The 20,810-nt window shown below is 35.9% G+C and carries 14 protein-coding genes and 5 tRNA genes; 15 read left to right on the top strand and 4 right to left on the bottom strand.

Translation table 11 applies throughout. The features are described from left to right. Positions 1 to 60: 60 nt before the first annotated feature. From BXY58_RS09815 to tamL, 4 genes are all read left to right on the top strand, one after another. Positions 61 to 663, top strand: coding sequence for a Crp/Fnr family transcriptional regulator (locus BXY58_RS09815; RefSeq protein WP_120213687.1), 603 nt, complete (start codon positions 61 to 63; stop codon positions 661 to 663). A 58-nt stretch (positions 664 to 721) separates the two neighbouring features. After that, the gene (locus BXY58_RS09810; RefSeq protein WP_120213686.1) at positions 722 to 1,993 is read left to right on the top strand and encodes an NAD(P)/FAD-dependent oxidoreductase; all 1,272 of its coding nucleotides are present in this window, start codon (positions 722 to 724) and stop codon (positions 1,991 to 1,993) included. A gap of 346 nt (positions 1,994 to 2,339) precedes the next feature. After that, a complete protein-coding gene (locus tag BXY58_RS09805) occupies positions 2,340 to 7,370 on the top strand; it encodes a translocation/assembly module TamB domain-containing protein (RefSeq protein ID WP_120213685.1) in 5,031 nt (1,676 codons plus the stop codon). Between the two features lie 2 nt (positions 7,371 to 7,372). After that, positions 7,373 to 9,739: a translocation and assembly module lipoprotein TamL gene (gene tamL, locus BXY58_RS09800; protein ID WP_120213804.1), complete on the top strand. Its 2,367-nt coding sequence runs from the start codon at positions 7,373 to 7,375 to the stop codon at positions 9,737 to 9,739. A 21-nt stretch (positions 9,740 to 9,760) separates the two neighbouring features. Here the strand turns inward: tamL and BXY58_RS09795 are convergent, their stop codons facing one another. Beyond that, positions 9,761 to 10,357, bottom strand: coding sequence for a Crp/Fnr family transcriptional regulator (locus BXY58_RS09795; RefSeq protein WP_120213684.1), 597 nt, complete (start codon positions 10,355 to 10,357; stop codon positions 9,761 to 9,763). Positions 10,358 to 10,506: 149 nt separating this feature from the next. On the opposite strand from BXY58_RS09795, the gene BXY58_RS09790 reads away from it, so the two are divergent. The 10 genes from BXY58_RS09790 to BXY58_RS09750 all read left to right on the top strand — a co-directional run bounded on the left by BXY58_RS09790 (position 10,507) and on the right by BXY58_RS09750 (position 15,036). Next, a complete protein-coding gene (locus BXY58_RS09790; protein WP_120213683.1) occupies positions 10,507 to 10,704 on the top strand; it encodes a hypothetical protein in 198 nt (65 codons plus the stop codon). Positions 10,705 to 10,775: 71 nt separating this feature from the next. Further along, positions 10,776 to 10,946, top strand: coding sequence for a hypothetical protein (locus tag BXY58_RS16925; protein WP_170144217.1), 171 nt, complete (start codon positions 10,776 to 10,778; stop codon positions 10,944 to 10,946). A 783-nt stretch (positions 10,947 to 11,729) separates the two neighbouring features. Beyond that, positions 11,730 to 11,802: transfer RNA gene (locus tag BXY58_RS09775), tRNA-His, on the top strand. A gap of 69 nt (positions 11,803 to 11,871) precedes the next feature. After that, positions 11,872 to 11,943, top strand: a tRNA-Pro gene (locus tag BXY58_RS16920). A 5-nt stretch (positions 11,944 to 11,948) separates the two neighbouring features. Continuing rightward, positions 11,949 to 12,020: transfer RNA gene (locus tag BXY58_RS09770), tRNA-Glu, on the top strand. A gap of 165 nt (positions 12,021 to 12,185) precedes the next feature. Then, positions 12,186 to 12,267: transfer RNA gene (locus tag BXY58_RS16915), tRNA-Cys, on the top strand. Between the two features lie 141 nt (positions 12,268 to 12,408). After that, positions 12,409 to 12,482 (top strand) — tRNA-Leu (locus BXY58_RS09765). Positions 12,483 to 12,543: 61 nt separating this feature from the next. Then, the gene (locus tag BXY58_RS09760) at positions 12,544 to 13,029 is read left to right on the top strand and encodes a ribonuclease H-like YkuK family protein (RefSeq protein WP_120213680.1); all 486 of its coding nucleotides are present in this window, start codon (positions 12,544 to 12,546) and stop codon (positions 13,027 to 13,029) included. 118 nt (positions 13,030 to 13,147) lie between these two features. Continuing rightward, on the top strand, positions 13,148 to 14,665 hold the full coding sequence (locus BXY58_RS09755) for a TROVE domain-containing protein (protein WP_120213679.1): 1,518 nt from the start codon (positions 13,148 to 13,150) through the stop codon (positions 14,663 to 14,665). Between the two features lie 38 nt (positions 14,666 to 14,703). Beyond that, the gene (locus BXY58_RS09750) at positions 14,704 to 15,036 is read left to right on the top strand and encodes a hypothetical protein (RefSeq protein ID WP_120213678.1); all 333 of its coding nucleotides are present in this window, start codon (positions 14,704 to 14,706) and stop codon (positions 15,034 to 15,036) included. 611 nt (positions 15,037 to 15,647) lie between these two features. Here BXY58_RS09750 and BXY58_RS09745 read toward each other — a convergent pair. From BXY58_RS09745 to BXY58_RS17070, 3 genes are all read right to left on the bottom strand, one after another. Next, the gene (locus BXY58_RS09745; RefSeq protein ID WP_170144216.1) at positions 15,648 to 15,848 is read right to left on the bottom strand and encodes a hypervirulence associated TUDOR domain-containing protein; all 201 of its coding nucleotides are present in this window, start codon (positions 15,846 to 15,848) and stop codon (positions 15,648 to 15,650) included. 78 nt (positions 15,849 to 15,926) lie between these two features. After that, positions 15,927 to 17,783, bottom strand: a complete 1,857-nt coding sequence (locus BXY58_RS09740; RefSeq protein WP_120213676.1) for a glycoside hydrolase family 13 protein — start codon at positions 17,781 to 17,783, stop codon at positions 15,927 to 15,929. Between the two features lie 21 nt (positions 17,784 to 17,804). After that, positions 17,805 to 19,802 (bottom strand): alpha/beta hydrolase, encoded by a 1,998-nt coding sequence (locus tag BXY58_RS17070; RefSeq protein ID WP_229728422.1) that lies wholly within the window; start codon positions 19,800 to 19,802, stop codon positions 17,805 to 17,807. Between the two features lie 144 nt (positions 19,803 to 19,946). Here BXY58_RS17070 and BXY58_RS09730 point away from each other — a divergent pair, with 144 nt between their 5' ends. Next, the gene (locus BXY58_RS09730; protein ID WP_120213675.1) at positions 19,947 to 20,807 is read left to right on the top strand and encodes a LytR/AlgR family response regulator transcription factor; all 861 of its coding nucleotides are present in this window, start codon (positions 19,947 to 19,949) and stop codon (positions 20,805 to 20,807) included. Positions 20,808 to 20,810 lie beyond the last annotated feature (3 nt).

The following is a 20,810-nucleotide window of genomic DNA, read 5'->3' as shown; positions in this document are numbered from 1 at the left end:
TAAAAAAAAAACATAAGTGTCATAACTGTATGATTAACAGTTTAATATTATGCAATAGAAATGAATTTAGTAGTTGACGAAATTATTTTTACACCTTCGGGCGCGCAAATAGAAGACTATGAAGTCAAAAGCTTGATTTTTGCTGAAGGTGCAAAGCCGCAATATTATTACCAGATTGTTGAGGGGGAAGTTAAGCTGAGCAACTATGGCGAGGATGGCAAAGAAATCATACAGGATATACTGGAAGAAGGGCAGAGTATAGGTGAGTTTATGCTCTTTATGGATAAAACATATCCGGTTAATGCAATCGCCATGACGCCATGTAAAATTCTGAAAATCTCAAAATTCAGTTTTCTTGAATTTCTGGATAAACATCCCGAAGTTTATGCAACCATGACGAGCAATCTTTCCAGCGCAATGTATTTCAAATTTGTGATGGGACAGGTGATCTCTTCTCAAAGTCCCGCCGCAAAGCTTATTATTCTAATGGATTATCTCAAAAGTTTCCAATCAGATCATCGTCCGTTTTCCTTCAAGATTCCGCTCACCCGCCAGCAAATGGCAAGTCTCACCGGTCTGTGTGTGGAAACAGCCATTCGTACAATCAAAAATATGGAGAAAGAAAATATTATCAAGATCAGAAATCGTAAAATTTTTTATTAGCTAAATAATAATGGCTTGATTATAGATTGTACTAAAATTTTACATTATCATTATTAATATGGAAAATCATGACAATATAGTTATCATAGGCGGAGGATTTGCAGGTGTTGAACTAGCAGAACAATTACTTAAATCGAATATAAAAAGTCAAATTATTCTGGTAGATAAGAATAATTATAATTTTTTTCCACCCTTGATTTATCAGGTTGCGACAGGTTTTTTAGATGTTTCAAATATCAGTTATCCCTTCAGAAAGCATTTCAGATCACATCCTAACTTTTCTTTTGTAATGGGAGAATTGCAGGAGATTGTTCCTGCAGAAAACAAAATTATCTTGAACTGTGGCGAGATTTTTTATTCCAAATTAATCATAGCAACAGGAACCGTAACCAATTATTTTGGGAATGAAAGCATCCGGAAAAATGCGCTTCCTATGAAAACGATTACGGATGCGATCAACCTTAAAAATAAAATCCTAGAACGTCTCGAGAAAGCATCTAAAACCTCGGATGACGAATTACGGGCCAAGCTAACAACTTTTGTCATTGCGGGCGGAGGTCCAACAGGCGTGGAAGTAGCAGGAATGTTGAGCGAATTAAGAAAAAATATTCTATTCAAAGATTATCCCGAACTGGAAAGCGTTGCATTTGACATTTATCTGATCGACGGTCTGCCAACTATATTGGCACCAATGAGTAAAAAATCCCAACATTATGCCCAAAAATCTCTTGAGAAAAGTGGTGTGATTATCAAGTTGGGACAGGTTGTTAAGGATTATGTTGACGGCGTTGTACATCTCGCAGACGGAACTGCAATTGCCAGTGAAAACCTGATTTGGACAGCAGGTGTAACGTCGCAAGCCTTCCAAGGATTGCCCGAGGAGTCGTTTGGTAAAGGTAAAAGGCTACGTGTAGACTCTTTTAACAAAGTGATTGGTACACCCAATATCTATGCGGTTGGAGATACTTGTTTGATGACTACTGATCCGGCATTTCCGCAAGGACATCCACAACTGGCGCAGGTTGCCATACAACAGGCGAAGCTTCTCGCAAAAAATATCATTGCAAAAGAAAACGGAAAAGATCAAAAGCCCTTTATTTACAATGATAAAGGATCTATGGCGATTATCAAGAGAAATCGTGCTGTAGCGGATTTGCCAGAACCATTCAAACATTTTAATGGTTTTGTTGCCTGGCTGATCTGGATCTTCGTTCACCTGATGTCGTTGATTAATGTTAGAAATAAGGTGACTACTTTTTTCAATTGGCTCAATTCTTACACCACCAAAGATCAACCATTAAGAATGATAATTGACCCCTCTAAAAAATAATCGATTATGATTATTAATTTTTTAATGGCATAATTTTTAATCTGAATTCTAAAATTCTTAAAATATGTTCATCAAAGTATTTACGTCGGTCAATAATTTTGTCTTAGTTAATGTAGATCATATCGCATACATTAATCCTGGTACTGCTAACAGAGGCTGTTCACTGATTCTAGATACAGGGATCAGGCTCAATTCTATTGATGATTATGATGCTCTTCTGGCGCAGATAGCACGATAATATGATCGGATTTGTCATTATTAATTTGTTTATGATAAATCAATATAAATTCACAATTAAAAGGGTTTAGTACAATATTTGTATTTTGCTTTTAAATAAACTATTCTTTTGAAATTAAAACTCAACTGGCGCAAAATTCTTCGACGAACCATTATCACCATTGCTAGTATAGTGGTTTTTTTGATATTATTGATATTCAGTATTCGTATTCCTGCAGTTCAGAACCTGATCAAAGACAAATTAATTGTTTATCTCGAGGGCAAGATTAAAACGAAAGTTGCTTTGGATAAGGTTTACATTGGCTTTCCAAACAGCTTGGTCATGGAAAATCTGTATTTGCAAGGTCAGGATGTGGATACGCTTTTATCAGCAAAGAGGCTAGATGTAGGACTCGATATGTGGCAGTTGATTAAGTCCAAAGCTGATCTTACGTCAATTGATTTGGAAGGCGTTCGTGCGAATGTTGTCCGTAATCCACAAGGAAAATTCAATTTCGATTATATTATTGATGCTTTTGCAACTTCGGAAAAGGAAGAAAGTCCATCAAAGCCTTTCATTATTTCTTTGGATAAAATTAAATTGAAAGATATTGGATTATCGTTCAATGATCAGCAATCCAAAAATGATATCAATCTTTACTTCAAATCTTTTGATACCAGAGTTAAAACATTCGACCTTCAAAATAATTCCTACGCTGTTAATGACATCAATCTTGATGGTTTAAAATTAAAACTGAAGCAGGATTTGATAGAGGAAGTTTCTAAAAATGTCGAGAAAAAAGTTGATTCCCTCAACCAGAAAAAGCCGATGAAATTAGGTCTTAACGGAATAAAACTGACCAATTTCAATATCGATTATGGAGATGATAATACGAAGACATTTGCTAAAGTTTTATTTAAAGAATTAAGCACAAAAGTGAACAGTATTGATCTTGATAATAGTAATTATGACGTTGGTAATGTTTATTTAACCGGAGCTAATATCAATGCGAATTTATTTCTTCCATCTTCAAACGCAAATTCTCAAAAAGAAGAAAAACCTGAAGTTTCAAAAAGTTCTGACAAGGAAAAAGCGATGAAAGTCCTTCTCGGAAAATTGATTCTGGATGATGTTAAAGTCGCTTATAACAATACAGCGGTTGCGCCAATCAAAAGCGGTATGGATTTCAATCATCTTAATTTTGGAAAACTCAATCTTGATGTCCGCGATTTCAAAATGGAAAACAACGGTTTTGCAGGAAGTGTAAAATCTGCAGAAATTCAGGAAGAGAGAGGTTTGGATGTTCAGAAATTCAATACAGATTTTGTGTATGCCGAGAAAGAAGCTTATCTGAAAAATCTTTATCTGCAAACATCAAAAACCATTTTGAGGGACGAAGTAGTTTTGAATTACAATTCGATAGAACAATTATCAGCCAATCCTGGCGCTGTGAAAATTTCAGCCAATATAGAAAATTCCAAAATAGGATTTTCTGATATTTTGAATCTCGTTCCAACGCTTAAAAATACAGCGCCTTTCAACAAATACCCCAATGCAGTTCTCAATGTGAATGCCAATGTTAAAGGCTTGGTCAATGATTTATTGATTAACGATTTGAAAGTTTCCGGCTTGGATCAATTGCGTGTTGCAGCTTCCGGAAGAATCAAAAATGCAATGAATCCTGATAACCTTTATTACGATTTTAAAATTGGCGAGCTGGCTTCATCCGGAAAAACGATTTTCAATCTGGTTCCTAAGGGAACTATTCCGTCAAACATCTCTTTGCCACCGCACTTCAGCGTCAAAGGTTTTGCAAAAGGAACTACGAAAGTTGTGAATACGAATCTGACTTTATATTCAACTTTGGGAAATGCGGGAATTATTGCCAATGTTGATATGCGCAGAAAAAATCGTGAATTGTACGATGTAAAAGCCAATCTTCAGAATTTGCAAATCGGAAAGATTATTCAGAATAAAGATTTGGGGCCAATCACGGCTCAGATTGCTGCCAAAGGCGAAAGTTTTGATTTCAAAAATGCCAATGCGGATTTGAAAGGCAATGTTCAATCTGCAGTTTATAAAGGTTATCGCTACCAAAATATGAATTTGGTTGGAAAAATTAACCGCGGCGCTTACAACATCAATTTAGTTTCAAAAGATCCGAATGCGAATCTTCATCTCACAGCTTCAGGGGTATATGATGACAAAAATCCGACAGTTAAAATCAATGGAAATATCAACAAATTAGATTTAAATAAATTAGGGTTTTACAGTTCACCAATGATTATCGCGGGTGGAATTGACGGCGATTTCAAAAGTTTGGATCCAGATAATCTCAACGGTTATCTCAATCTACAGGACTTTGCAATTTCTGATACCAAAGAAATCTATCCAATTCAGGAAATTAAACTGAATGCTATTTCTACTGCGGATTCAACCAAGATTCAATTCAATTCTCAGATTGCAGATGTTGAACTGAATGGAAAATATAAGCTGACTCAGATTTTCGGAGCATTGTCTCAGACAATTAATCAATATTATCAATTCCAAAAACCTGGTAAAGTTGAAAAAGTAGATCCGGGGCAATATTTTACACTGAATGCAACCATCAAAAATGATGACTTAATCAGAAAATTTGTTCCCGATTTGAAAAGCTTCGAAACGATTAATATCACAGGGAATTACAATGCAGATTCTCAAATAATCGAACTTAATGCGAAAATTCCGCAGGTGGTTTATGGAACCAATACTTTGGAAAATACGAATTTGAAGGTAACCAATCAGAATCAGGCATTGCAATATAATCTGGATGTTGCTGCCTTGAAAAGTGAAAGTTTTGCTTTGAATAAAGTGAATATCAATGGCGATGTTGCGGATAACATCATCAATTATAATATAACGACTAAAGACGAAAAAGATGCAACACAATTCCTGATTGCCGGAAACGCTAAGTCAATGAATGACATTACAGAAATTTCACTCAATCCAAATGGTTTAAAACTGAATTATATGGATTGGACAGTTGCTGAAGATAACAAAATCCAAATTGGAAGTCAGGGGATTTTAGCGGATAATTTCAGATTGTCAAATGCCGGAAGTGAGATTCTGTTACAATCTGAAAGCAATTCTCCAAACAGTCCGCTGAACGTTTCGCTGAAGGATTTTAAGATTGAAACCATTACCGAGATCATTAAAAAAGATTCACTTTTAGCGAAAGGTAATATCAACGGAACAGCTCAACTGAGAAATTTGACGAAGGATATGACATTCACATCGGATATTAATGTTTCAGATCTGTTTGTTTTTGGAAGTCCGGTAGGAAATCTTGATATCAAAGTCAACAATCAGTCTGCTAATATTCTGAATGCTGATATTGCACTCTCTGGCAATGACAATGATGTGAAAATTACAGGAAATTATGATACTTCCGCAAGTTCTTTTGATATGAATCTGGCAATGAATCAGCTTCAGATGAAAACGCTGCAAGGCTTCACAATGAATGCCATTACGAATACGGAAGGATATCTTTCTGGTGATTTGAAAATCTCTGGTACAACCACTGAACCGAGAATTCTTGGTGATGTTAAAATGAATAACGTTGGACTGATGATCACACAAACGGGAAGTGATTTCAGGAAGATTAATGATAAAATTTCATTCACCAATAGAGGGATTGAGTTTGATGATTTCAAAATCAATGATAAAGATGGTAATTCTTTAAAAATTGATGGACAAGTTTTAACTCAGACCTACAGAGATTTTGCTTTCAATCTTGATGTTAATGCCAAAGATTTCAAAGTCGTGAATTCTGAAAAATCCAATGATGCAATGATGTATGGAATTTTAGCAATCGATGCAGCGCTAAAAGTTCGAGGAAACTTGGATTTGCCAAAAGTAGATGGTAGATTGGCGGTTTCTGATGATACGGATTTCACATTTGTTTTGCCTCAATCAAGTCCGGCTTTGCAGGAAAGAGATGGGATTGTGGAATTCATCGATCAGGATCAGATTGCTTTGAACAAAACCATTGTCGCAGATTCTTTGAAAACGGAAAACAAAATCAAAGGAATGGACGTGAGCGTGAATATCGAGGTGAGCAAAGAAGCGAAAATGTCTGTGATTATCGACAAAGCGAATGGCGATTTTGTAAATATTCAAGGTGATGCCGAACTGACAGGTGGCATTGATCCTTCTGGAAAAGTAACTTTAGTCGGTGTTTATGAAGTTGATAAAGGAAGCTATGATATGACGGTGAGTTTGCTGAAACGCCAATTCGAAATTCAAAAAGGAAGTACGATTACCTGGACTGGCGAACCGACAGCAGCAACGCTCGATATTACCGCCGTTTATAAAACTGAGACGGCGCCGTTAGACTTGGTTCAGCAACAAATCAGTGGAGAAAGTGCAGCCAATCTGAATCAATACAAACAAAGAATGGAGTTCAATACTTTGCTGAAAATGAAAGGCGAATTGTTGAAACCGGTTATCTCTTTTGATATCACAACTGCTGAAAAGAATAATGCAGTTTCATCTACAGTGAAAGATGTTGTAGATCAAAAACTGACTCAATTACGAACTGATGAAAACGAAATGAACAAGCAGGTTTTTGCTTTGCTTCTATTGAACAGATTCATCGGGGAAAATCCATTTGAAAACAGTGCCGGACTTTCTACAGAGGCGATGGCTAGACAAAGTGTGAGTAAAATTCTTTCTCAACAACTGAATAATCTGGCTTCTGATTTGGTAAAAGGTGTTGATCTTAATTTGGATTTAGAATCTTCCGAAGATTATTCTACAGGAAACAAAAATACCAGAACAGATTTGAATGTCGATATCAGCAAAAGATTACTGAATGACCGATTGAAAGTCTCTGTGGGAAGTAATTTCGGATTGGAAGGTGACGCCAGACAAAATGAAAATACAACCAATATCGCAGGCGATGTGACTGTGGATTACAGCCTTTCCAAAGATGGAAGATACATGCTGAGAGCTTACCGTAAAAACGAATATCAGGTGGCACTGCAAGGGCAAATTGTGGAAACTGGATTAGGTTTTATCATCACTTTGGATTATGATAAATTCCGTGAGATTTTCCAGAGCGCTAAAAAGGAAAAGAGAAGAAGAGAAAGAAATAATAACCAAGCTGTAGAATTTAAATAATGATGATTAAGAATACGATTAAGTTCAGATCCGTAATTGCTGTTTCAGCACTGGCCATATTTTCTTCCTGCAGCAATACCAAATTTCTGAAGGAAGGTCAATTGCTCTACACAGGTGCAGAAGTGAAAGTGGAAGGTGACAGCATTTCAAAAAAACAAAAAAAAGCGCTGAAGTCTGAATTAGAAGATAACCTCACGCCAAAACCCAACTCCAGTTTTCTGGGATTAAGGCCAAAATTGTACGCCTATAATATTGCCAAGGAACCGAAAAAAGATAAGGGATTCAATTATTGGCTCAAGTATAAATTCGGAGAAAAACCGGTTCTGTTGGGCGATGTTGACAGAGAATTCAACAAAGACATTATTGTGAATTATTCTGAGAACAAAGGTTATTTTAACGCTCAGGCAAAATATGATACGGTTTCGAAGAATAAAAAAGCGCAGGTTATTTATACGCTTAAACCAGGAAATCAATATCTCATCAGTCAGGTGAAGTTTCAGGAAGATTCTACTTTGATTAATAAAGAAATTCAGAATCTGAAAGATAAATCACTTTTGAAAGTGGGGAATCCGTTTGATCTTGGTGTTATCAAAGCCGAGAGAGAAAGAATTGATAATGGTCTGAAGGAAAAAGGGTTCTATTATTTTAATGCGGATAACATCATTGTTCAAGCAGATAGTACTGTTGCAAAAAATCATAAGGTTGAATTGAATGTCAAGCTTAAAGAGCAGACTCCGGACTTGGCAAAGGAACAATTCACTATTGATAATGTCATTGTTTTTCCTAACTATAATATCCGTGATGTGAAAGAAGGGAAATACCAAATCCCGATGGATAAAGATTCTCTTTCCAAATATGCCTACGGAGATATCTATGTCATCGATCCCGAACATAAATTCAAACCAAAGATTTTCGACCGTGCTTTGTACTTTAAAAAAGGTGATATTTATAATAGAGCAGACCACAATCTGACTTTGAACCGATTGATCAGTTTAGGTGTTTTCAAATTTGTAAAAAATGATTTTATCGTTTCCGATTCTTTGAATCATAAATTTGATGCTTATTATTCCTTAACCCCTAGACAAATTCAGTCTTTGAGATTAGAAACACTGGGAAGAACCAATTCCGCTAATTACGGTGGAGGCGAAGTCAATCTCAACTGGACACATCGGAATTTTTTCCGCGGAGCAGAACAGTTCAAAGCTTCGGTTTACGGTGCTTTTGATGTTCAAATGGGTGGCGCAAAAGATGCCAATAATATCATCCGTGTGGGTGCGAAAACGGAACTTTCGATTCCGAGAATCGTTGCACCTTTCCGTTTCAATTCTTCCAGTGCGTTTGTGCCAAGAACCAATATCGCACTAGGTTACGAATACCAAAGCCGTACGGAGTTGTACACTTTGCATAATTTCAATGCATCTTTTGGCTATGTTTGGAAAGAAAACGTGCGAAAAGAACACGATCTGAAGGTTATTGATATCACAATGGTAGCGCCTCAAACAATTACCGACAAGTATAGAGAACAAATTAACGGAAATCCGGAAAAAGGGATTCCACCGAATCCAACTTTGGGAAGAGTTGTGGTAAAACAATTGATTTTCGGTCCAACTTATACTTATACTTATACGAATACAACTTCGCCACAAGCCAATACAATCTACTACCGTGGAATGTTAGATCTGGCAGGAAATTTAACAGGACTTCTGACCGGTGCTAATGCAAAAAAAGGCGATCAGAAAGATATTTTCGGCGTGCCTTTCAGCCAGTATGCGAAGATGGAGCACGATTTCAGATTTTATCATAAATTCAATGAAAAAACATCTTTGGCATCCAGAGTAATTGCAGGAATTGCTTATCCTTACGGGAATTCAGAATTTGTGCCTTATTCCAGACAGTTTTTTGTGGGTGGAAGTAATAGTATCAGAGCTTTCCGTGCAAGAACGCTTGGACCTGGAAGTTATGATCCGAGAACGCAGAAAGCCAGTTTCTTTTTTGACCAGGCCGGCGATGTCAAGCTGGAACTGAATGCCGAATACCGAGCTAATATTGTTAAGTTCCTGAATGTAGCTGCTTTTGTGGACGCTGGGAATATCTGGCTGATCAATAATGAGATCAATGCTCAAGGACAAATTACAAGACCTGGAGGAAAATTTTCAAAAGATTTCCTGAATGAGTTAGCTGTTGGAGCAGGAGTTGGATTAAGGTTAGATTTTTCAATATTAATTTTGAGATTGGATTTGGCAATGCCTTTAAGAGTTCCTTACTATGAAAAAGGGGATCGTTGGGTTCTGGACAGGATCAAATTCGGTGACAGCTCTTGGCGAAAAGATAATTTGATTTTGAATATTGCGATTGGATATCCGTTTTAGAATATAAGAATTGATTTTAGTTTAATAATAAATTTTCCGATTGATGATTTTGAGCACATCTTTCTGCTCAAGTTTTTTGATCGTTCTGATAACCGTTTCAACGCGCAGTCCGGTCATTGCAGCAAGTTGTTGTCTTGTGATGGGCAATTCAAACGCAAACTGGTCCTGCTCTGAACTGAAGCTTTTATGATAGTCCAAAACACCGTTGATACGGACTTCTGCGCTGGGAGAAGAGTTGTTTTCCAACATTATGTACTTGGAATACAAACGTTCTGACAGGAATTTATTGATGTCTCGGGATATCTTCGGATGATCGTCCAGCAGTTGTATGAATTTAGATTTTGGTAATCTCAAAACTACGCTTGGTTCAAAAACAACCGCATTTACAGGATAACGTTCATCAATAAAAAGTAATAATTCACAAACGCTGAAACCTTTGGTTAATAGAGCTAAAATCAATTCTCTGCCTTCCTCATCGTAATGATTAAGTTTGATTCTGCCAGACTCGATCTGATAATAAAATTTTGGTATTTCGCCTTCTTCGAAAATAACGTCACCGGCCACAAAAGTGACGGTTTCTGCTCCATATGACAGCAGTAATTCTGGATCTACAAGCATAGTTTAATTTGTAAATTTGGTGTTAATAATTAGTTATTTCATATTAAATTTTAATGATACAAGTTTATGATCTAGATCATATGTTTTAATAGTCAATTAATGATACTTTTGAGAATACTCATCAATAGTCATTCCTAAAATTTGACCAAATGAAAAGGATCATCATAAACTATCTCAAAGATAACGTAAAAAATAACGGGAGACAATCGGGAGTTTTTATCGATCGTCTTTCGGAAGAACTGAATATTCCTACATCCGACTTGCTCGGCGTTCTTGTCGAGTTAGAAAAAGATGATCAGTTAACAATTCATCAGGGTATCAATGGGCCAATGATCTACTTAAAATAATCTTTTGTTTTAGCAACCTGTAATGCGACGGATGAACTGATATGAGAGAAGTTATATTGAATTATCTCAAAATGAAGTGCCGCAACCACGGTCCGTCCGTAGGAACACTTTTTGTCGAACTCAGGATGACGCTTCAGATTCCCGAAGAAACACTAACTGCTATTCTTGATCAATTGGTTCAGGAAAAAAAAATTACGATCAAAGATAGTTTGAATGGTTTGGTAGTTTTTGTAAACCATTAGAATATATAAGTTACAAGTAGCTAACATTGTGTTTTTTATTAAAAACATTTAATTTAAATAAGAATATTTATCTTTGCCTCAGAAAAATTATGACAATACAAAGAGCACATATCAATGTAAATCTATGCGGTAGCCCTTCAACAAAGGGACTATTCGGATGTGAATGGATGATATGGAATGAGGCGAAATGTGCTTGCTTTGAAAGTTATTTACTGTAAACTCGTAAAAATTTAATCAAAATACAACCTAAACGCCTCAATAATCGGGGCGTTTTTTGTGTTTTTAGAGTAGAAATTATTTAGAATGAAAAAAAATAACCATAAAAGTGAAAATAATTTAATTATAGATGAACAAATAATTAGAAAATAAGTGTGATAGGAAAACCAATGAGAGACAGTCATTTAGGTGAAATTGATATCTGTAACATATTACGGACAGGAATTCTCTATTTTAAAATCAATATTTAATTAACTGATAATCAGTAATTTAATTCAATAATAAATTTGCGGATTCGAAAAATTCATATTTACTTTGCAACCGAAAATTAAAAACAACACGATTTTAATATTTCAAAAAACATTTTTAAAACAACAAGAATATAATGAAACAATTACATCACATAGCTAATCAATATTCAAGACTACACGGACAAGAGCCGAAAAGATTGGTGTGTATTCTTGGGAGTGAATTTTTGGAGGAAAGGTGCTTATATAAATGGGTCAGCTAATGTACTGACACGTCGAAAAATAAAGAGCGCCTCCCAAAAAGAGGCGCTTTTTTTATGGTTTCTTTAGCTTATTTGGTAAAGCATCGGTTTGTGGCACCGAAGAACAGGGTTCGATTCCCGGAGAAACCCCAAAGATTCACGGAAAAAAATTTGGCTCCGACTGTCTCTCGGAAAAGAATTTTGAAGTGAATCTGAAAACTGGAAAGATAACGGTGGTTGTTTACCCGCCTTGGACGCGGGAGGTCATAGGTTCGAATCCTATTTTCCAGACAATTGCTCCATTCGTCTAGCGGTTAGGACGTCTGCCTTTCGAGCAGAGAACAAGGGTTCGATTCCCTTATGGAGTACAATTAATTAATGTTAATTGTTTCAAAGAGAGAAAGAAAAGGTTTGTCAAGAGCAGGAGTTCTTTATACAAAACACAAATTACAATAGACGGACTTTTTCTTAACTCGAAATTAAAATGTAATTGAGAAATCTATTATCGTTCATCGATTATCATTTATAAAACTGATGGTTCGCCGAAGTGGGAGAGTCGGGGCGGTCTGCAACACCGTTGTGAAAACTGAGTGGGTTCGAATCCCATAGCCATCTCAATAACTAAAATGAGATTAGTTCCGAAGAAAAAAAAGTTTGTCGAGCGCAGAAGTTCTTATATCAAACCAAAAATTAAAGACAGGCTTTGTTTTTCTTCAAAAAAATAGTTGGATAAAATTACTTATCAACTTTCAATATGCGGAGGTGGCGGAACTGGCAGACGCACTTGATTTAGGCTCAAGAAATTGAGGGTTCGATTCCCTCTCTCCGTACAATTTTGTGGAAATAGAAAATAAAAACTAAAAATTAAACAAATTCAAAAAATCTAGAAAAATGGAAACGCAACAACAAAAATGGCAGAATATGAATGGAAAAATCTTCCGAAATTCTATCACCAATTTGGTAGAAGAAGCCATCATCCGCGAACTAGCCAACGGACACCGACTGAAAGTTTGTGTGGGTTCAGATTCCCACGTTTACGGCGATACAATCAGTTATGCAACGGCAGTCGTTGTTATTCGTGAGGGAAAAGGAGCGTTTACATTTATCAGAAAACAAAGAGAATTTCAAACAATCAGTATCAAAGAACGAATGCTGAACGAGGTTAACAAATCTGTAGAAATCGCTTACTCAATCTGTTCTATTTTGGAAACTTATGATGTGGAAATGGAAGTTCACGCCGATATCAATACCGACCCAGACTTCAAATCCAATGTCGCTTTGAAAGATGCAATGGGATATATTTTGGGAATGGGTTACACTTTTAAAGCAAAACCTTTCGCTTTTGCAAGTTCCAACTGTGCTGATATGATGGTGTAAATAATTCAAAACATTTTTTTTCTACGCAAAAAGATTGCGCACTAGCATTTTTACTTTGCATCAGAAATCAGAGAGGGAGCGATAATCTTCCGAATGTTTAACTAAAAAAACAGTAATTATGAAATTTAATTTTTTAAGAAAATCAAATAGAGTAGTAACCAACTACGAAGGTGAAAAGGCTTATACAATGACGCCTGCCGAAGAACTATACAGTGCTGTTGTTACAGCAGGATTATCAAACGCAACCTATGAAAAAGGAAATGACAGATTGGCGAGAATCCAATCTCTGATTCAGAAAAACGACCAGGATTTCGTAGCGAAATTAGCAGTTTATGCAAGAAAAGATATGTATTTGCGTTCGATTCCGCTGGTTTTGACAACCGAATTGGCGAAGCAGACTTCAGGTACAGACTTGGTCAGCAGAACAGTTAACGGCGTTATCCAAAGAGCAGATGAAATCACAGAACTATTGGCATATTACCAATTAGCAAACGAAAGAACAGATGCTAAAAAGTTGAACAAGCTTTCAAAACAAATCCAGAAAGGTTTGGTGAAATCTTTCAATAAATTTGATGAATACCAGTTCGCAAAATACAACAGAAAAGCGGAAGTCACTTTGAAAGATGCTTTGTTCCTGGTTCACCCAAAAGCAAAAGATGAAAATCAACAAGCAATTTTCAACAAAATCGTAAACGACTCGTTGGAAACGCCTTACACTTGGGAAGTTGAACTTTCAGTTTTAGGTCAGACAAAATTTGCTGATGATGCGGAAAGAAAATCAGCTTTCAAAAACAAATGGGAAGAACTGATTTTCAGTAACAAACTGGGTTATATGGCAACATTGAGAAACCTTAGAAATATCTTGGAAGCCAACGTTTCTTCCGATGCGATTTATAAAGTTTGCAATTATTTGTCGGATGAAAAAGCGGTTAGAAACTCAAAACAATTGCCATTCAGATTTTTGTCAGCGTACAGAGAATTGAAAAACATTGATTCAAAGTACATCTCATCAATCTTGGAAGCATTGGAAGATGCGGTGATGTTGAGTGCAAAAAACATCAGAGGTTTTGGTTTCGAAACTTCGGTTGTGATTGCGACAGACGTTTCAGGTTCGATGCAGAAGGCAATTTCTCCAAAATCTAAAGTATTGTTATACGATATCGGTTTGCTGATGGCGATGATGTTACAGTCGCAATGCAAAAACGTGATTACGGGTATGTTTGGTGACATTTGGAAAAGAGTTCCGATGCCGAAAAATGGTATCTTGAGAAACGTGGATGCATTTTACAAAAGAGAAGGTGAAGTAGGTTACTCCACAAACGGTTATCTGGTGATTGAGGATTTAATCAGAAGAAATGAAAAAGTGGACAAAGTAATGTTATTCACCGATACTCAATTGTGGAACAGTAACTTAACCAATGATTCTTTTGAATATTCCTGGAATCGATATAAAAAAATCAATCCAAATGCGAAATTGTATATTTTTGATTTGGCTGGTTACGGAAAACAGCCGTTGGATGTCAGAAAAAATAATGTCTATCTTATCGCAGGCTGGTCCGACAAAATCTTCGATGTACTGAACGCTTTGGAAGACCGAAAATCTGCAGTAGAAATGATTAAAAAAGTAGTGCTGTAAAAAGCACTGCTTTTAAAATAAAAAAGATTTAACTAAAGATGAAAATTATTAATCAATATCCAGTCTTGTCAAATTTGGTAATTACTGATGATAATAACATTGAGTTTGAATTTTTGTGTAGCCCAGAACAATCAAGTGTTTTTGTGGTGACAATTTATGGATTTAAAATCGATAGTGACAATTTAGTAGAATTAGTAGAAGTATTAAAAAAATATCATCTTGATAGGGAAACTGTACTTATAGAAGAAGATAATTGTATACAAATATTTTCTGGAAATATTGAAGAAAACCCAGATGCAGGAGATTGGTCGAGTTATTTTGGCTCATTTGGATTTGAAAATTACAAAACAGAAATAATTAAGAAAAATTAAAAAAAACAAACCGATGCTGTAAGAAAAGAAATCCTTCGACTTCCAATTGAAAAATGAGTCTTTTCGCAAATTGCTCGGTTTTAACCAATGTCGTATGTAAGAGTTCCATCGTCAAGCTCAAAATTTGAAAATAAAAAAACTCTTACAGCTTATAACTTGGTTTTACAAAATAAAAACAATAACCATAAAAACTTAAAAAAAGTAAGTGTCGTAAAAACAGAGTTACTTCGTTGGATGATAAAGCAGGTTCGAATCCTGTAGGTCTCTGTTTGACTTTTTACCTTACTTATAATCGATGCCGTAAGAAAGAGTTACTTCGAATCCAAATTGTAAAGCCTCTTTCTGATTTGTTGCTCGATTTTTAAAAAAAATAAAAAATAATCAAGTGTCGTCTTAGAGTCATACTTCGATATGCAACCATTGTGTCGCAGGTTCGATTCCTGCCTTCTCTTCTGGAAAGTAGCTCAGCTGGTAGAGCAAATGAAGATTCTTAACTTATTACCTTGATTAATCTAAAGCACCATCAATACAATGGTGCTTTTTTGATTTTCAAAACCGCCTTCTCAAAAATTTTTTGAGCGACAGAAAAATTAGAGTCAATTAATGTCAAACTAAATTCTCTTCAGTGCGGAAGCTTTGTGAACTGCCTTTTTTCCGGTCTTTTCGCTCATAACTTCATATTGTGGTTCCTCTTCGGATGCTCTTCTTTGACGTTCCATAAAGACAAAATCTTTGGTGTGGATTTTAATAATGACACCGTGGGTTTCTCCATATCTAAACTTCCATTTTACGTGATCTCCTTTTTTGAACATATTTTGGTATTTGCTTATAGCAATAGCAATTACCATACAAAATTCTTGAACAATGAATATTTGTTGAGATAATCGGAATTAATTTTTGACTTCCAGAATCATCGGTGTTTTTGCCGGAATATCTATTGTATTCTCAAAACTGAAATCTTGTCCGGAGATAATATCTTTAGCATTGAAGTGGTTAGGAATCATCTCCTTATATCGACTAAGATCAAGCTTTACTTTATTAGTGTTTTTATTGAGTAAAATCATCACTTTTTGATTGTCAGTATAGCGGAAGTAAACATAAACATCATTATTGGTAGGCGCATAATGTTTGAATTTTCCATTGGCAATCGCATCGCTCGTTTTTCTCCAGTTAAGTAAAGTTGAAAAATACTTCTTGGCTTCCTTTTCCTCATTAGTTAATCCTGCTTCGGTTACAGCATTTTTGGAATCGCCTTTCCAACCGCCGTAGAAATCGCTTCGTCGTTGGCCGTCGCTTCCGGCTTTGTCATTGGTCATCAGAACTTCGGTTCCATAGAAAAATTGAGGCGTTCCGCGTATTGTCATATACATCGCAATTCCGAGTTTCCAGTTCTCAAAGTTTTTGTTGAGACGGGAATAAAACCTGTCCAAATCGTGATTGTCCGGAAAAATCAATTGATTTTCAGGATGCGGAAAAAGGAAATCATTGGCCACACTTTCATAGACTTTTCGCCAGGTGGAAAACCAACCACTTTTCTCATTGAGCGCAGAAACGATATTGTCATTAATAGAGAAATCCATCATCATCGGCATATAACTTTTGTAACCATCTGTATTTTTCTTGTCGATTTGCCAATAGGAAGTCTGCGCAATATTTCTTGACATTTCTTCGGCAACGATGTTCATTTTCGGATATTCTTCGAGAATGGTTTTGGTCCAATCAGCTAGAAATTTTTTGTCAGAATAAGAATAGGTGTCAACACGCAATCCGGAAAGTCCGGCATATTCTATCCACCAAATGATATTCTGAGTCAGATATTTTGCCAATAGAGGATTTTTCTGATTGAGGTCCGTCATATGACCATCAAACCAGCCATTGAGGTATTCTTCCTTATCAATTTCTGTGGCGTAGAGATCTGTGATGGTGGTTTTTAGATGATTGGTTCTGACTCTGTTTTCCGAATCAGGATAATTGATCCAGCTTTTCTCTGGTAAGTCTTTGACGAAATAATACTCTGATCCACAATGATTAAGCACAACATCCCAAATCAAACCAATATTTCTTTTCTTGGCTTCTGTGGATAGTTTTTTCAAATCTTCATTCGTTCCAAATCTCGGGTCAATCTTGTAAAAATCTGTCGCTGCATAACCGTGATAAGAATAAGTCGGCTCATCATTTTCTATCAAAGGCGTGTTCCAGATCTGAGTGTAACCCAAAGATTTGATATAATCCAAATGATTGATAATCCCCTGAATATCACCGCCGTGTCTGGCGTCTTCATTATTCCTGTCAAGTTTTTGTTCCAGTGTTGTTTTGACGATGTCATTCTTTTCATCGCCATTCGAAAATCTATCAGGAACAATCAGTAGAATCGCATCTTTTGAACCGTAACTTTCTCGATTGGCACTGTTAGTTTCCCGGGCATAGATTGGAAAATCTTTAGTCAGAATAACTTTATTGTCCTTCGAAAATTTGATTTTTACAGTTCCGGCTTTTGCATCAGGATTGATTTGCAAAGTTAGAAAAAGGTAGTTTTTATTTTCCACCGTTTTATTTTCAGTCATGGTAACACCGGGATAAGAAATTGCAGGCTGTAAATCTGAAATGTCTTTACCATAAATTAATAAAGTGACCGAATTGTTTTTCATCCCAACCCACCAATTGGCTGGTTCTATTCTTTCGATCTTTTGAGAAAGAATGAGATTGAAACTGAAGAAAAATAAAAGTATTGCAAGTGATTTTTTCATTGATTAATAGATTTAGATTAGTTATTTTTTCAGAAGAAATTCTAATGGAATTGATAACCGTTTGCTCCAGGAATTTTCGCTGTGGTCAGCCGATTCAAATTTTCTTGTTGTCCAGTTATTTTTGTTAAAGTCTTTTTCCTTCATTATCAAATCGACTTTGTTCTGATGTTTTTCATAACGACTGTCCAATCCTTCCGTTCCAAAATCGAAATAGATTTTGTGCGTTTTCGGATTCGGGAGTTTTTGTTTGAGATAATTTTCGAAAGCGATTGGGATTTCGTCATCAGAAAGGTCTGTGATTCCAACCCAATGTGTGGATAGGCAAGCTGCGCCGCCGAAAACTTCGGGATACTCGCAAATCGCGTACATCGATATGAGTCCGCCCATACTGGAACCGGCGATGAAAGTATTTTCCCTGTCTTTTAGCGTTGGATAATTTTTATCGATAAAAGGTTTTACCTCTTCTACAATGAATTTCAAATAGTTATCCGACTGCACTTTTCCTAGAAAGTATTTTTCAAGTGTTTGATTTTGTAACTCTTTAGATAAACTTTCAAAAGCTTTTTGTGGAAAATACTCCGAATGTCGGGTTGCGCCAGTATTCCAAAGTCCGACAATGATGCAATCTTTCAGTTTAATTTTTTTGCTGAGTTCTGTATAATTTTCATCCACTTTCCATTCGGAATTGTTCCAGTTGATTTTTGGGTAAAAAAGCATCTGACCGTCGTGCATATAGAGAACCGCATATTTTTTATTGGGATTGAAGTTTTCCGGCAACCAGATATCAACATTTCTGGACGCCACATATTTCGAAGGGAATTGATTAATTCTGATGATTTTACCGGAACTCACATCAGGAACCGAAGTCTGAATCACATCTCTGTAACGGTCTTTGATATTGACATACTTCTTAATTTCTGTTTTGTAATCTTCCAGATTTTTAGGTTTTCTCCAATCCGGGTCCGGAAAATTATTCTCAACATAAGTCCAATCCTTTCCAGCGAAAAAATCATCATCGTAAGTACAACCAGTCAAATCTTTGAAAGGTTTGAGGAAAATATAACCATCAAAAAAATCTTCCATTTTAAAATCAGGATGACAGAAGCTGAAAAAACTATTATCCTTTAATTTTCCAACTGGCGTATTAATCAAATCAAAGCCAATCTGTGGATAATTGAGTTTTTGAAGTGCATTTTCCAATTCTCCATTCGCAGGCGAAACATAAGCCGGATTGTACTGCGTTTTGGAAAACATAGGTGTGTGAAACATAATGTTGAAAATCTTATCAGGCATTGATTTATACAGACGATTTCCGACCATTCCTTCGTCATAATCACAAAAATCATCGTTGTTCACTTTCAGGATCGGCATTTTGTACTTGGTGAAAACGTGAACGTGTCCCATATAGATCAAGGCTTTTTCATTTTTATTGATGATTTCCTTTTTGATGATTTCAGTTCGGAATTGGTCCGGCGTTCCCAGATTGAAAACGGCTTTCATATTCTCGGGCGTTCTTGCGCCACCTTTGAAGTTTTCCCAACGGTATTGATAACTCAGATTGACGATTCGGAATTTTTTAGCATCAGATTTTAAGGTTTTATTGAATTCCCAAACCGCTTTATAGATGTCAAAATATTCCTTATAAGCCCAACCTACATTGTAATAGAAGAACATATCTTTTGCTTTTCTCTCATTGAATTTTTCAGAATTCAGTAATTCATCCAGCTCTTTCTGCTTTTCGAAAGCACCGAATTCCATACAGAGATTGTAAACGCCGGCCTGATATAGTTCCGGAATAAGGCTTTTGACAAAATCTAGATTTTCTTTCACAGCGTGGTCTTCACCCAAAAGTACAAGAGGATAATTTTTGAATTTCGAAACGAGATAATCTTTCGGACTTTTTGGATGTTGCTTCAGATATTCTACGGCTTCAAGAGTGGCTTTGTTTTCCTGACCGAATCCTAAAAGCGGAAAGAGAAATGCTAAAAACAGAAGTGAAAAAGAAATTGAAAGTTTCATTTTTTAGTTTGAATTTTGAACAAAACTATTTCTACTTTCCTTTTGTTACAAGCCTTTTGGACAAACGACAGGTTATTCTGTACAAAAAGCAAATCACTGGAAATGATTTCAGATAAATAATTAAATTTGAGCAACCTTAAAAATATGAATCAATCCATTCTTGAACATTTCAAATCCAAATTTTGGATGAAACACGTTTTCTACTGGATAGCGTTTGTCCTGTTTTTTGGATTGGTTTGGGGTATTTCTGATGACAATTATCTGCGGAATATTATGATTCAGATTTGCTGTCTTCCTTCGCGGATGTTGTTGGTTTATGTCACGCTTTTTTATCTGTTTCCCAAGTTTTTCAATCAGAAAAAATATTTCAGCTTCTTTATTTCGTATTGCGTTTTGGTTGCTCTAACAAGTGTTTTTATCCAGCGACCGCTATTTCTTTATTTCATTCAACCGAATTTTCTTCCGGAATTTAAGAATAACGGTTTTTTCATTCTTTCAGAAATAATGAATACCGCTCTGGATATCAATATCGCAGCGATGATTCCGATTGCCTACACTTATCTGACTACAATTGAAAATCTTGAAAAAAACAATTCGAAGTTGAATGAAGAGAATAAATTGTTAAAAGAGGACACTGTAATTCATGATAATAATGATGATGCTTACATCAATCTGAAAGTCGATAAAAGTGTAAGGAAAATCAAAATCAATGATATTGTTTTTGTGGAAAGTCTCAGAAATTACTGCAAGATAAAACTGAACGATTCCGAAATCACGGTTCTTAAAACATTGACATCGGTTCAGGAACTATTACCCGAATCCAAATTTGTCAGAATCCATCGCTCATTTTTGATTAATAAAGATCATATGACCTCGGTTTCTCCCAGCAAGATTGAAATCAATCAAATGACGATTCCTGTTGGGAGAAAATATAAAGATGAGGTGAAAGAGAAGTTGCTGTTAATTCATACCAGAAAGCAGGAACGCAATTATTCGGATATTTAAATT

Origin of the sequence: Epilithonimonas arachidiradicis (genome assembly GCF_003610695.1) — a bacterium.
Taxonomy (GTDB): Bacteria; Bacteroidota; Bacteroidia; order Flavobacteriales; family Weeksellaceae; genus Epilithonimonas; species Epilithonimonas arachidiradicis.
Note: the sequence above shows the minus strand (reverse complement) of the source record. Positions and strands in the feature narration are given on the sequence as shown.